Raw genomic sequence first — 12,413 nt, forward strand, 5'->3', positions numbered from 1 at the left:
TCGGGTGCTCGTCATCGGTTGATCGCCGAAAGCGTCGCTGCGGCAGCGTCATAGGACGCGCTGGCGATATCCGCCTCGAAGTGCTTCACCTGCAGGCGCCCTGACAGCCGGTAGGGATCCCACAGCGCGCCCATCGTGATGGGGCTGGCCAGGGTGACGTGGATGATCTGGTTCGGTGGTGGCGGCGGTACGTGGATGCACGCGCCATAGAACGGCACGAACAGCAGTTCGTCCACCTGCCCGGCGTCGTTCATCGCCAGCGGCACCACATAGCCATCCAGGTCCAGCGCACGTCCGTCCACGCCATCGACCACCGCCGACGAGCCGAACTGCTGCGCACGTAGCGGGCTGGAGTGATCGATGGCCTGCCCAGGCAGCGAGCCCGAACCCGTATCGTCGATCAAGCCCCCCACCCCGTCCATGCCATTGCCACGCGACAGCCCGATCTGCGGCGGTGGACGCTGGAAGCTGTCCTCTTCGGGCATCAACGCGTCCCAGCGATCGATCACTGCAGACGCCGCCGCCGGCGACGCAGCAGCATTGTTGGCCTGTGGCGGTGGGGCGTCCACGGCGGGCCGGCCACAACTGGCCAGCAGTACAGCGGCAAGCACACCGCCAAGCAGCTTCGCGCTACGGTTCATAAGGCCTCAGTTCGGCGTCGGCCATGCTGTAGGCGGAGCCGGCAAGATCATCGTCCACCCGCTCGGCGCGCAGCACACCGGCCAGGAAGAACGGCGAGTACATGTCGGGCATGGCGATCGGCCGCGGCAGCAGCACATGCACGATCTGGTTCGGTGGCGGCGGTGGCACGTGGATGCACGCGCCGTAGTACGGCACGAACAGGAATTCGACCAGTCGGCCATCTGCCGCGTTGGCCAAAGGCACCACGTAGCCCGGCAACCGCACTGCGCGATCCAGTACCGCGTCCACCGTACGGAACGTACCGAACTGGGCCATGCGCCGGTTGCCGTTGTGCTGCACCTCCGGCCCCTCACCGCGCTCGAGTGCTGCCAGTTCGTCGCTGGGCAGCATCTGCAGCCAGTCCAGTTCCTGCTCGCTTTGCGTGCCAGCATTGCTCTGTACCGGCGACGGCGGCAGTGCCTGCACACCGGTATCGGTCGGCCGCGTGCAGGCAACCAGCAGCATTGCCGCCGCCAGCAGCAACCAGCGCACGCCCGCGCTCACGACGCAGGCGCCAGGCCATCGGCCAGGGTGCGCCGGTAGGCCAGCAGCGCAGGCAGCAGGCCGGCAACCGCGCTGATCAGCAGCACGCCGCCCACCCAGGCCAGTTCGCGCGCGTCCGGCCAGACGTGGGTGATCGACAGACCGAAATTGGCCAGCGCCCAGCTGCGCCCGGCCGCGCTGGCACAGGTCAGCACCGCCAGCGCCAACGCGCAGGCCATTGCTGCAGTGGCCACGGCCTCAACGACCAGCAGGCAGGCCACATAGGCCGGGCGCGCACCGGTGGCGCGCAGCACCGCCATCTCACGGCGGCGTTCCTGCAGCGTCGATACCAGCAGCGCCATCAGTGACACCATGCCCAGCAGCACCACCATCGCACTGATCAGCTGCAGCGCGCGCTCGGCAGTGCCCAGCGACTGCCACAGCTGCTGCAACGTCACGCCGGGCAGGATCGCCTGCAGTGCTTCGTCTGGATACTCGTTGATGCTGCGCTGCACGCCGAAGGTGGCGATCCGCGAGTTCAGCCCGAGCATGAAGGCGGTGATGCTGGTCGGGGCCAGGTCAAGCTGCCGTGCCTGTTCTGCGCTGACATGCTGGCTGCGCAACTGCACGCCGGAGCGCCAATCGACATGGATCGCTTCGATCGCCGGCAATGACACCAGCACGGACGAATCCACCGGCGTGCCGGTACGCTGCAGGATGCCGACCACGCGGAACGGCTTGTCGGCATGCGTGGCCAGCGTTACCGCACCGGTGCCATGGACCAGCACGATCTCAGTGCCCAGGCCGATGTGCGCGGCCTGCGCGACTTCAGCGCCGACCACCGCGTCATACAGGTCGTCGAACGGCTGGCCCTGCGCGAATGCCAGCGCATGCCCTGCGCCATGCCGGTAATGTTCGAAATAGCCGGCGGTGGTGCCGATCACCCGATAGCCACGCCAGGAATCGCCCAGCGACAGCGGCACCGCCCATTTCACCTGCGGCAGCGTGGACAGTTCCTGGTAGGACTGCCAGGACACGTTGTTGGTCGGGTCGCCGATGTGGAAGACCGAGTACAGCAGCAGGTTCACCGGCCCCGAGCGTGCGCCCACGATCAGGTCCGTACCCGAGACGGTGCTGGCAAAGCCTTCGTGGGCCTGCGTGCGGATGCGCTCCACGCCCAGCAGCAGGACCACGCTCAGGGTGATGACCAGCACGGTCAGGCTCACGCTCAAGGCGCGGCTGCGCAGGCTGGCCCAAGCCAACTCAAACATGTGCACCCCCTGCCCGGTTCAGATCACCCAGCGACAACACCTGGTCGAACAACGGCTGCAGGCGGTCATCGTGGCTGACCACCAGCGCGGTGGTGCCAGCGGCGCGGCACTGCGCGGACATCAGCTGCACGAACGCCGTGGCCGCTTCGGGGTCCAGCGCCGAGGTCGGTTCGTCGGCCAGCAGTACCGCCGGGCGACCGATCAAGGCACGGGCAGCGGCAACGCGCTGCTGCTGGCCGACGCTGAGCGTGCCTGCCGCGCGCGGCATCAGTGCCGGATCGAGCTGCAGCGCACGCAGCAGACGCGCGATTTCCGCGTCCAGCCCACCTTCAATGCGCGCGTTGCGCAATGGCGAAAAGCGCACGCCCAAGGCGATGTTGTTGCGCACGCTCAGGAACGGCAGCAGGTTGAACTGCTGGAAGATCACGCCCAGCTGGTCGGCACGGAAACGATCGCGCGCGGCGGCACCGAGCGTGTTCACCCGATGGCCGGCAACCCGGATGCTGCCGCTGGCCGGCAGCAGAATGCCCGCCAGCAGGCCCAGCAGCGTGCTCTTGCCCGAGCCGCTTTTCCCGCGCAGCAGCACGCTGCTGCCTGCGCGCACCTGCAGCTGTGCGATGTCCAGCACCGCACGGCCCGCGTAGCCGAACTGCACGCCCTGCAGGTCGATGATGGCATCGTCGTTCATGGCGCCAGCGGCACCCGCAGGCTGTCAGCAGTAACCACGCTGCGGCCTTGCCCGGTCGATGTTGCGGTGTTGACGATCACCTCGTGCAGCCCCGGAAACAGCGTAGGCAGCGGCAATGCCAGCCCGCGCAGTGCTGCCGGATTGGCGCAGTGGTAGCGCAGTGCGGCGGTGAATCCAGCGTGCGTGTGCTGGCCTGGCTGTGCTGCCACAGCCACCGGCGCAAAGCCCGCCGCCGTCGCCTCGGCATGGTCCAACCGGCACTGCGCAGCGGTCGGCAACGTGACCCAGCTGCCGCTCTGCAGGATCGATCGCGCCCGCGCCAATGCCGCCTGTTCGCGGCTGTCGGCCGGCGGTCGCTCGAAATCGAGGATGCCGATGCCGGGCGCACGCAGTGCCAGTTCCAGCGTTCCCTGGTCCACGGCCAGATCGACATCGGCCTGGCCATGGACATGAGCACCGTGATGGCGCACGTCGTGGGCGTTCGCAGAATGGGCAGCAAGCAGCAGCAGAAGGGCGGCAGAACGTTTCATCGGGCGGCTCCGTATTGTTACTATGTAACATTATGGACCACATCCCGATCTCGCCCGCAAGGGCCCGCACCCAACCGCCAGCTTCGGCACGCTGGCATCCCCGTTTCGATCTGGCAGGCGCATGGCTGTCGCTGGCCTGTGCCGCGCATTGCGTGGCCCTGCCCCTGCTGCTGGCCTTCACGCCGGCGGCGATGATGGCGCTGCGCTCGTTCCAGCACCCTGGCCATGGCGCGATGACCGCACTGCTGGTGATGTCGCGCTGGGAATGGCTGTTCGCACTGCTGGCCTCGTCGATCGCCCTGCTCAGCACCGCCGCCGGCCAGCGGCGCCATCGACGCGCCCTGCCGCTGTGCGTGGCCCTGGCAGGCGCGATCCTGTTGCTGTCCGCCTCGCTGTACCTGCCGTTGAAGGAATCGCTGCTCTGGCACGGCGCTGCCACCGCCTGTGGTGGGGTGATGCTGGCCACCGCACATCTGCGCAACCGGCGGGCCCTGCGGCCCGCCGGCTGATGCCCGCTCAGAACCGGTAGCCGACCTCGGCGCCGACAATGCGCGGGCTGTCCACCGGTCCGTAGTAGTTGCCGTCGCGGCCGAAGGCCAGGTTGTCGAAGATCAGGCCATTGATGCGGCGCTTGTCGGTCAGGTTCTGCACGAACACGCGCGTGCTCCACGGCCCGCGCTCATAGCCCAGTTGCACGCCGAGCACAGCCACGGCCGGCTGGAACGCGCGGTTGCGCTCGTCCAGCGCGCTGGAGCCGGTGAACTGCGATTCCACCCGGGCATAGATGCCGGAGTCGAACTGATACCGCGCTGCCAGGTAGCCTGTGTAGTGCGGCGTCAGCTTGACCCGCTTGCCGTGGAGGTTCTCCTGCGGGCTTACCCAGAGCTTGGTGTACGTCGCATCGACATAGCCGACGTTGGCCATCAACGTAAACCCCGGCGCGACTTCAAACACACCTTCCAGTTCTGCACCGCGCGACCGTATCGAGGCATCCGAGCCCACGTAGTCGGACGAGATCGGCCGGCCGTTGGCATCGGTGGCCACCTGGATTTCCTGCCAGTTGTCCGAGCTGATGTGGAACAGGGCACCACCGATATGGCCACGACCGCCAGCCAGGTTCATCTTGAAACCCACCTCATGGCTCCACATGCGTTCGGATTCGTAGCGCAGCACCTTGTCGTTGATCACATCGCTCTGCGCGGCGGCCAGGTTGAAGCCGCCGGGGATGTAGCCCTTGGCCGAGGCCGCATAGAACGACAGATCATCGCTGGCGTCATAGCGCAGCGAGACGCGGGGCAACGTGGCCGAGAACGTATGCGCCAGGGCCGCGTCGCGGTAGCGCACCAGGCCTCCCGCGCCCAGGTCGAGGAATCCGGCACGCTGCTCGGTGGAACGGCGGGCCTGTTCGTGGCGAATGCCGAGGCTGGCGGTCAATTTCGGCAATGCCGGCAGCGTGTAGCTGGCGGTCGCGAAAACACTGTAGTCCTCACCCTTGGAGGTCTGCCGCGGCGCCAGGTTGTAACTGTCCAGGCCCCGCAGCGCCGGGCCGACGAAGGTGCCCTGGATCGAATCCTTGTCGATGCGGTACGTCGATACACCGGCCATCCAGGTCAACGCCTGGTCGCTGGGCGAGCTGAAGCGCGCCTCGGCATTCCAGGCATTCTTCTTGTCATGTATGTACCCGGCCAGCGCGGAGCTGGCGGTCATGTCGAAGTCGTAGCCGGCCGAGCTGGCTTCCTCGCTGCGGTACGAGGCGGCCACATCCAGGGTGCCGGCCTGCAGTTGCCACTGCGCGCTCAGGCCTGCGACGGTCTCGTCCTTTTCGGTGCGCTTTGGCGCATCGTTGATGTAGGTGAAGTCACCTGCATGGCGGCCACCATTGAGGCGGTCGCCATAGGTGCGGTTGTACAGGCCGGTATCCAGCGGCAGGTACTCGTACTCGAACATGCCCGCTGCGCGCGTGCGCAGGTGATAGGCCAAGGCGTTGACGGTCACGTAATCGCTGGGACGCCAGCGCAGCTTGCCCTGCAGGTAGCCCTCTTTCACTTCGCCGCGCGCGCCGTACGGGGTCAGGTTCTTCAAGTAGGCATCCTCATCGGAGCCCATGAACGCCACCGAGCCCGACAGCGTGCCGCCCTTGCCCAGCGGGCCAGCCAGGAAACCATCCACGGCCGTACCGTTGCCGTTGCCGAACCAGGTGTTGCGCACGTTCACCTCACCCTCGCGGGTATCGGCCGGGCCGCGCGTGCGCACCAGCACCAGCCCGGATTCGCTGTTGGCGCCGTACAGGGTTCCCTGCGGCCCCCGCAGCACCTCAACCGATTCAACCTGGTTGAGTACTGCGTTGCTCAGCTCACGGAACGGAATGCCATCTATGTACACCGACGCGCGGTTGACCAGGAAGGGATTGGATTCGATGCCACGGATGGAAATGAACATGTTGCTCAGCTGGCCCATCACGTTGAACTTCACGTTGGGCGCCAGCTTGTCCAGGTCGCGGAACTCGGTGACACCGGCTTCCTTCAGTGCCTGCCGATCAAGCACGGTCACCGACAGGTCACTCTTCAGGTAGGGCGTGTCGCGCTTGGAGCCTGTGACCACCACCCCATCAAGGGTGGTGGCATCGGCGGACTGCGCGTGGGCAGGAACAACAGGAACCAGCAACGACGCTGCGACAAGGGCAACGGAGGAAACGGGGGATTTCAAGGTAGACCTCATGAGGAACGGAAACGCGCTTGGCGGGCCAGCTGGCGCAAATTGTTATCCTGTAACATTCCGTGCTCGCCGCCACTCCATTGCAGTCAGAGCTGCTCCATTCCTGGACCTGCCATGCCCGCCCTCGCCGACCAGTTGCACCGGGAAGCCACCCTGCCCAGTGATGGCACCGTGACCAGCGAGGACGGCGCGATCGTTCTGCTGCGCCATGGCTTCCAGGCCAGCGAAGGCCCCATGGGGAACCCGCACCAGCTGCGGCTGGGCCTGGCGCTGGCCGGTGGCGGCAACCTGTATCAACGCACCACTGCCGGGGTACTGCAGGCGCCTTGGCATCCGGGCCAGTTCAACGTGGTACTGCCCGGTGATCGTGGACACTACGCCAGCCCAGCCGTGGAGCTGCTGGGAATGGCCATCGATACCGCGCAGTGGCGTGATGCGCCTGGCGGCTTCCCGGACATCCACGCCCTTTCCCTGCGGCTGCATCGCGACCCGGTCATCGCTGCCGTACTGCACGCGCTGTGGTCCAGCGCGCAGGCTGACGCCAGCGTTCCCGGCTTCCTGCAGTACGGCGCAGAAGTCGTGGTGCGGCGGTTGGCGCAGCTTGCCGGCCAACCGCCCGCCCGGCCGCGGATGGCTGCACCGCTGTCATCGCGGCAACTGCGCCAGCTGCAGGACTTCATCGATGAACACCGTTCCCAGTCGCTGGATGTCGCAGCGCTGGCAGACGTACTCGGCATGGAACCGACCACGTTCAGCCGCGCCCTGCGCGCCGCTACCGGCATGCCACCGTATGCCTACCTGACCCAGCGCCGGATGCACTGGGCGCAGTACGCACTGTCCAAGGGGCAGCGCGTCACCGAGGTCGCGCTGGCCTGCGGCTACGCCAATCCCAGCAAGTTCGCGGCGGCCTTCCAGCGCGTGGCCGGTTGCACGCCCAGCGCCTGGGCCGCGCAAGGCACCGGCCACCAGGACGCTATTCGTCGAACGGGCGTTGACCCAGCGTCTGCGTCACGTGGTCGACGAAACAGGTGATGCGCGCGGCCAGCGCGGTGTTGCGGTAGTACACCGCGTTGATCGGCTGGCGGACCTCCTGGGTCTGCTTGGCGAACAGCTGTACCAGGTGCCCTTCGCGCCGGTCCTGGCGGGTCAGGAAATCGGACAGGCAGGCGATGCCCAGCCCGTTCACCGCCATCTGCCGCAGCGTTTCTCCGCTGGAAGATGCAATGGCCGGCTGGATCACCAATGGACCGCCATCGGCGTCGGTCAGCGGCCACTCGTTGAGTGAACCCGGGTGGGTGAAACCCAGCAGCGTGTGCGCGCGCAGCTGCGCGATGCGGGTGGGCGTACCGTACTGCCGCAGGTACTCCGGGCTGGCGACCACGCGGATGCGGCTGTGGCCGATCGGCCGCGCATGCAGGGTGGAATCGCGCAGCACGCCGATGCGGAACGCCACGTCGGTGCGCTTCTCGATCAGGTCGGTGATGCCCTCGTTGGAGTTCAGCTCCAACTGCACCTGCGGATAGCGCTCGCGGAAGCCGGCCAGCAGCGGCACGATCACGTGCAGCATGAACGGCGTGGCCGCATCCACCCGCAACCGCCCTACCGGTTGTTGCCGGCGCGCCGCCATCTGTTCCTCGGCTTCGTCCACCGTGGCCAGGATCGTGCGCGCGTATTCCAGGAAAGCCGCGCCCTCTTCGGTCAGCTCCAGCCGCCGCGTCGTCCGCCGCAGCAGCGTGGTCTGCAGCTTGTCCTCCAAGCGCGCCAGGGTACGGCTGGTGGCCGAGATGGTCAGTCCCAGCACCTCGGCGGCGGCTGTGATCGAGCCGCTGTCGACCACGGCGACAAACGCCTTCAGCTCATCCAGGGTGGTTTTCATTCTTTACCTCGGCGCAAAAGCATTTCCCGTATACACGGCTTAATCTGCAAATGTAAAGCGACCAGACTGGCCCCCATCGGAGCACGCCGCTCCCTACCCAGCTGGAGTTCCCATGAGCCTTCCTTCCTTTGGCGTCGGCACGTTCCGCCTGACCGGCCAGACCGTCATCGATTCAGTGCGCAACGCCCTCGAGCTCGGCTATCGCGCCATCGACACCGCGCAGATCTACGGCAATGAAGCCGAGGTCGGCCAGGCAATCGTCGAATCCGGTGTACCGCGCGACGAACTGTTCATCACAACCAAGATCTGGGTCGACAACCATGCCGCCGACAGACTGCTGCCGAGCCTGCGCGAGAGCCTGGCCAAGCTGCGCACCGACCATGTCGACCTGCTGCTGATCCACTGGCCGGCACCGGGCAGCGCGGTCGCGCTGCGCGAGTACATGACCGCACTGGCCGAAGCAAAGACGCTGGGCCTGACCCGGCAGATCGGCGTATCCAACTTCAACATCGAACTGACCCGCCAGGCCATCGCCGTAGTTGGCCAGGGCCAGATCGCCACCAACCAGATCGAGCTCAGCCCCTATCTGCAGAACCCGGCATTGACCGCTTTCCTGCAGGAACAGGGCATCGCGGTGACCTCCTACATGACCCTGGCCTACGGCAAGGTACTGAAGGACCCGGTGCTGGCCGCCATCGCCGACAAGCACCAGGCCACGGTGGCCCAGGTCGCACTGGCCTGGGCGCTGCAGCTGGGTTACGCCGTCATTCCTTCCTCGACCAAGCGCGAAAACCTGGCCAGCAACCTGCTTGCCCGCGAGCTGCAGCTGGATGCCGAAGACATGGCTGCGATCGCCGCACTTGAACGCAACAGCCGCGAAGTCGACCCGCCGGGCCTGGCGCCTGCCTGGGACTGAGGAGCACGCGCTGATGGCTACTGCGTTGACACGACTGCAGGCGGGCGGCTTCAGCATTGGCATTGAAGCGCCGCTGGACAACGACTGGACGCCGCTGGGCGAACAGGCACGACGCATTGCGCGCCGCCTGCCGGGCGAACCGGACCTGCAGCAGCACGCCGACCTTGCCAGGCTGGCCGACCGCCTCGGCTTCCGTGCGCTGTGGGTGCGCGACGTGCCGGTGTACGACCCGGCATTCGGCGATGCCGCGCAGGTGTTCGAAGTGTTCACCTATCTCGGCTACCTGGCCGGCATCACCGAAGAGATCCTGCTGGGGACCGGCGCGGTGGTGCTGCCGATCCGCGAACCTCTGCTGACGTTGAAGTCGGCACGCAGCGTACAGCAGCTCAGTGGCGATCGCCTGCTGCTGGGCGTTGCCAGCGGCGACCGGCCGGTGGAGTACCCGCTGTTCGGCCGCGACTTCGACACCCGTGGCACGGGCTTCCGCGAGCAGATCGGGCTGCTGCGCGAAGGCACCGCTGCACGGCTGCCGCAGGGGTTGGAAGTACTGCCTGCCGATGGTCGGGCGCTGCCGCTGCTGGTGGCCGGCCTGGCGCAGCAGCAGCCGGCCTGGATCGGCGCACATATGGACGGCTGCCTGGCTTACCCCGGCACGCCCCAGGAACACGCCCACCGCGTGGCGGCGTGGCGCGCGGTGGCCGGCAACAAACCCTATGCCAGCTTCATCCACCTGGATCTGCTGGAACGGGCCGAGGCACCGCTGCAGCGTTGGCGCTTCGGCCTGCGCGGCGGCCGCAATGCGCTGCTGGCCGAACTGCAGGCGATGCAGGCCGCTGGCGTCGACCACATCGGCCTGCAGTTCCGCCGCAACGAACGGCCTTTGGCCGACACCTTCCACGAAATCGCCGAGTACGTGCTGCCGCAGTTCGCGGCGCATGCGTGACCGGCACTGGAGCCCCGCAATGAACATCACCTCCCTGGCCCTGCTTGCACTGGCCTCGCTCCCGCTGCCCTCCGCCGCTCTCGCTGCGGACTGGTATCCCTCGGTATACGGCGCCAACGATGAGATCGGCGCGGCCAACCTGCTCACCGCCGATGTGGTCAAGCAGGCGGTGTCGCTGGTGAAGACCGGCAAGACGTATCCGCTGGCGGTACCGGTGGACAAGAACCTGCCCGCCTTTCGCCATCGCAGCTTCCGCCTGTACAACGTGCAGGTCGGGCAACAAGCCGGCAAGTCATTGGGCCCGAACAGATTCACCTTCAACGATGAACTGCTGAACGCCTGGACCGGTGTCGGCACCCAGCTCAACGGCATTGGCCACATCGGCATCGACAACGTCTACTACAACGGCAACAAGGCCGCCGACTTCGTCAGCGTCGATGGCGTGCGCAGGCTGGGCGTGGAGAAGGTGCCGCCGCTGGTCACACGCGGCGTGGTGCTGGACATGACCGCGTACTACGGCAAGGCCATCGTGCCCGGCGGCACCGAGTTCAGCGTCGCCGACATCCAGGCCGTGCTGAAGCAGCAGCACCTGACCCTGCGCAAGGGCGATGTGGTGCTGTTCAACACCGGCTGGCTGGAGCTGATCGGCAAGGACAACACGCAGTTCCTGGAGGTCGAGCCGGGCATCGGCATGGACGCGGCGAAGTGGCTGGCCGACCAGGGCATCGTCGCCTTCGGCGGTGACACCTGGGCCTCGGAGGTCTACCCCAATCCGTACGGCTCCGACGAGTTCCCGGTGAACCAGTACATGCTGGCCAAACGCGGCATCTACAACCTGGAACTGATCGACAGCCGCGCGCTGGTGCGCGACAAGGCCTGGGAATTCCTGTTCGTGCTCGGCCAGCCGCTGTACGTCGGCTCCACCCAGGTCAACATCAACCCGGTGGCGATCCGATGAGCGACGCCCCGCCGATGTTTGCCGGTCGCCAATTCCGGGTCAGCTATGACGGCCTGGCCGCCGACAACCGCTACAGCGCTGATGGCCATCGCGTGCACTACGCCATCGTCTCCGGTACCTATGCCGGTGCCCACGGCGAAGCCAGCTGCGAGTGGCGGCAGGTTGCCGAGGGCATCCATGCCATTTCCTGGCAGGAAGCCGACGGTGCCACCGTGGTGCACGTCGATGACTTCCTGCACGGCCATTCGCTGGTGTGGTTCACCGCCACCGACGGCCGCTTCCACCGCATGCAGGGCACGCTGCAGGCGCTGCCCCCGCACGACTGAATGTCCCTTCCCCACGAGATTCCCATGCGACTTTCCATTCCCTCGCCCATCGGCTTCGGCACCGCACCGTTGGGCAACATGTACCGCAACATCCCCCAGCGGGAGGCGCTGGATACCGTCGAGGCAGCCTGGCAGCAGGGCATCCGCTACTTCGACGCCGCACCGCTGTACGGCGCTGGCCTGGCCGAACTGCGCCTGGGCGAGGCCCTGCAGCATCACGACCGTGATGCCTATGTACTGAGCAGCAAGGTCGGCCGCCGTGTGCTGGACGAGGTGGAAGACACCACCCGGCGTGACCTTGGTGAGAAAGGTGGCCTGTTCGAGCATGGCCTGCCCAACCGCATCGTCTACGACTACAGCGCTGACGGCACCCTGCGCGCGATCGAGGAGAGCCTGCAGCGCCTGCGTACCGATCGCCTGGACATCGTCTGGATCCATGATCCGGCGCGTGACTTCCATGGCGATGCCTGGAAGGAGGTCTTCCAGCAGGCGATGGACGGCGCCGCCGTGGCGCTCACCCGCCTGCGCGAGGAAGGTGTCATCAGGGCCTGGGGCCTGGGCGTCAACCGCGTGCAGCCCTGCGAGATGGCGCTGCAGCAGGCCGACCCGGATGGCTTCCTGATTGCCGGGCGCTACACCCTGCTCGACCACGAAGAGGCCCTGCAGCGGTTGATGCCGGACAGCGTTGCACGTGGCGTCGGCATCGTGGTCGGCGGGCCGTACAACTCCGGCATCCTTGCCGGCGGCGCGCATTACGAATACCAGACCGCCACGCCAGAGGTGCTGGCCCGCGTGCAGGCATTGCGCGACGTTGCGGCAGAACACCAGGTGGACCTGCGCGCCGCCGCGCTGCAGTTCTCGCTGGCGCACCCGGCAGTGGCAGCGGCGATTCCCGGTGCAAGCCGTCCCGAGCGCATCGCCGAGAACCTGGCGTTGGCCGGGGCGACGATTCCCACCGCGTTCTGGCAGGCATTGCGCGACCGCCAGCTGGTGTCATCGCACGCGCCGCTGCCCGGCCTGGGTTGA

At 66.9% G+C, this 12,413-nt stretch carries 14 protein-coding genes; 7 read left to right on the top strand and 7 right to left on the bottom strand.

The genetic code is table 11. The features are described 5' to 3' along the window. Positions 1-11: 11 nt before the first annotated feature. From LC407_RS07775 to LC407_RS07795, 5 genes are read right to left on the bottom strand one after another with little or no spacing between them, the layout of a single operon-like run. Positions 12-641, bottom strand: coding sequence for a DUF3299 domain-containing protein (locus tag LC407_RS07775; RefSeq protein WP_033831213.1), 630 nt, complete (start codon positions 639-641; stop codon positions 12-14). Then, positions 631-1,173 (bottom strand): DUF3299 domain-containing protein, encoded by a 543-nt coding sequence (locus LC407_RS07780; RefSeq protein ID WP_105165007.1) that lies wholly within the window; start codon positions 1,171-1,173, stop codon positions 631-633. The genes LC407_RS07775 and LC407_RS07780 overlap by 11 nt, the downstream gene beginning before the upstream one ends. 8 nt (positions 1,174-1,181) lie before the next feature. After that, complete coding sequence (locus LC407_RS07785; RefSeq protein ID WP_223482562.1) at positions 1,182-2,435, bottom strand: ABC transporter permease; 1,254 nt, start codon at positions 2,433-2,435, stop codon at positions 1,182-1,184. Next, complete coding sequence (locus LC407_RS07790; RefSeq protein ID WP_223482563.1) at positions 2,428-3,123, bottom strand: ATP-binding cassette domain-containing protein; 696 nt, start codon at positions 3,121-3,123, stop codon at positions 2,428-2,430. Before LC407_RS07790 ends, LC407_RS07785 begins: the two co-directional genes overlap by 8 nt. Further along, positions 3,120-3,653 carry a DUF2796 domain-containing protein gene (locus LC407_RS07795; protein WP_223482564.1) on the bottom strand — a complete coding sequence of 178 codons (534 nt, stop codon included), beginning with the start codon at positions 3,651-3,653 and terminating at the stop codon, positions 3,120-3,122. Before LC407_RS07795 ends, LC407_RS07790 begins: the two co-directional genes overlap by 4 nt. A 32-nt stretch (positions 3,654-3,685) precedes the next feature. On the opposite strand from LC407_RS07795, the gene LC407_RS07800 reads away from it, so the two are divergent. Beyond that, the gene (locus tag LC407_RS07800; protein ID WP_105164158.1) at positions 3,686-4,162 is read left to right on the top strand and encodes a MerC domain-containing protein; all 477 of its coding nucleotides are present in this window, start codon (positions 3,686-3,688) and stop codon (positions 4,160-4,162) included. A 7-nt stretch (positions 4,163-4,169) separates the two neighbouring features. Here LC407_RS07800 and LC407_RS07805 read toward each other — a convergent pair whose 3' ends face one another. After that, positions 4,170-6,359 (bottom strand): TonB-dependent receptor, encoded by a 2,190-nt coding sequence (locus tag LC407_RS07805; RefSeq protein ID WP_223482565.1) that lies wholly within the window; start codon positions 6,357-6,359, stop codon positions 4,170-4,172. A gap of 123 nt (positions 6,360-6,482) precedes the next feature. Here LC407_RS07805 and LC407_RS07810 point away from each other — a divergent pair, with 123 nt between their 5' ends. Beyond that, entirely contained in the window at positions 6,483-7,400 is a 918-nt protein-coding gene (locus LC407_RS07810) for an AraC family transcriptional regulator (RefSeq protein ID WP_223482566.1), read from the top strand. On the opposite strand, the gene LC407_RS07815 is transcribed toward LC407_RS07810, so the two are convergent. Beyond that, on the bottom strand, positions 7,342-8,244 hold the full coding sequence (locus LC407_RS07815; RefSeq protein WP_154880533.1) for a LysR substrate-binding domain-containing protein: 903 nt from the start codon (positions 8,242-8,244) through the stop codon (positions 7,342-7,344). The two genes, LC407_RS07810 and LC407_RS07815, sit on opposite strands and share 59 nt — an antisense overlap. A 112-nt stretch (positions 8,245-8,356) precedes the next feature. On the opposite strand from LC407_RS07815, the gene dkgB reads away from it, so the two are divergent. From dkgB to LC407_RS07840, 5 genes are read left to right on the top strand one after another with little or no spacing between them, the layout of a single operon-like run. Next, positions 8,357-9,160: a 2,5-didehydrogluconate reductase DkgB gene (gene dkgB / locus LC407_RS07820; protein WP_223482567.1), complete on the top strand. Its 804-nt coding sequence runs from the start codon at positions 8,357-8,359 to the stop codon at positions 9,158-9,160. Positions 9,161-9,173: 13 nt separating this feature from the next. Further along, positions 9,174-10,103 (top strand): TIGR03571 family LLM class oxidoreductase, encoded by a 930-nt coding sequence (locus LC407_RS07825; protein WP_223482568.1) that lies wholly within the window; start codon positions 9,174-9,176, stop codon positions 10,101-10,103. A gap of 19 nt (positions 10,104-10,122) precedes the next feature. Continuing rightward, complete coding sequence (locus LC407_RS07830) at positions 10,123-11,061, top strand: cyclase family protein (RefSeq protein WP_223482569.1); 939 nt, start codon at positions 10,123-10,125, stop codon at positions 11,059-11,061. Then, on the top strand, positions 11,058-11,387 hold the full coding sequence (locus LC407_RS07835; RefSeq protein WP_223482570.1) for an adenylate cyclase: 330 nt from the start codon (positions 11,058-11,060) through the stop codon (positions 11,385-11,387). Before LC407_RS07830 ends, LC407_RS07835 begins: the two co-directional genes overlap by 4 nt. 24 nt (positions 11,388-11,411) lie before the next feature. Then, positions 11,412-12,413 (top strand): aldo/keto reductase, encoded by a 1,002-nt coding sequence (locus tag LC407_RS07840; RefSeq protein WP_223482571.1) that lies wholly within the window; start codon positions 11,412-11,414, stop codon positions 12,411-12,413.

This window comes from Stenotrophomonas sp. OVS01A (genome assembly GCF_019969775.1).
GTDB classification, from domain to species: domain Bacteria; phylum Pseudomonadota; class Gammaproteobacteria; order Xanthomonadales; family Xanthomonadaceae; genus Stenotrophomonas; species Stenotrophomonas indicatrix.

What these genes read in the sequence shown, in the direction of transcription:
- LC407_RS07800 (WP_105164158.1), top strand. Translation starts at nt 3,686, where the DNA reads ATGGACCACATCCCGATCTCGCCCGCAAGGGCCCGCACCCAACCGCCA.
- LC407_RS07790 (WP_223482563.1), bottom strand. Translation starts at nt 3,123, where the DNA reads ATGAACGACGATGCCATCATCGACCTGCAGGGCGTGCAGTTCGGCTAC.
- LC407_RS07815 (WP_154880533.1), bottom strand. Translation starts at nt 8,244, where the DNA reads ATGAAAACCACCCTGGATGAGCTGAAGGCGTTTGTCGCCGTGGTCGAC.
- LC407_RS07835 (WP_223482570.1), top strand. Translation starts at nt 11,058, where the DNA reads ATGAGCGACGCCCCGCCGATGTTTGCCGGTCGCCAATTCCGGGTCAGC.
- LC407_RS07825 (WP_223482568.1), top strand. Translation starts at nt 9,174, where the DNA reads ATGGCTACTGCGTTGACACGACTGCAGGCGGGCGGCTTCAGCATTGGC.
- LC407_RS07840 (WP_223482571.1), top strand. Translation starts at nt 11,412, where the DNA reads ATGCGACTTTCCATTCCCTCGCCCATCGGCTTCGGCACCGCACCGTTG.
- LC407_RS07785 (WP_223482562.1), bottom strand. Translation starts at nt 2,435, where the DNA reads ATGTTTGAGTTGGCTTGGGCCAGCCTGCGCAGCCGCGCCTTGAGCGTG.
- LC407_RS07810 (WP_223482566.1), top strand. Translation starts at nt 6,483, where the DNA reads ATGCCCGCCCTCGCCGACCAGTTGCACCGGGAAGCCACCCTGCCCAGT.
- LC407_RS07775 (WP_033831213.1), bottom strand. Translation starts at nt 641, where the DNA reads ATGAACCGTAGCGCGAAGCTGCTTGGCGGTGTGCTTGCCGCTGTACTG.
- LC407_RS07830 (WP_223482569.1), top strand. Translation starts at nt 10,123, where the DNA reads ATGAACATCACCTCCCTGGCCCTGCTTGCACTGGCCTCGCTCCCGCTG.
- LC407_RS07795 (WP_223482564.1), bottom strand. Translation starts at nt 3,653, where the DNA reads ATGAAACGTTCTGCCGCCCTTCTGCTGCTGCTTGCTGCCCATTCTGCG.
- dkgB (WP_223482567.1), top strand. Translation starts at nt 8,357, where the DNA reads ATGAGCCTTCCTTCCTTTGGCGTCGGCACGTTCCGCCTGACCGGCCAG.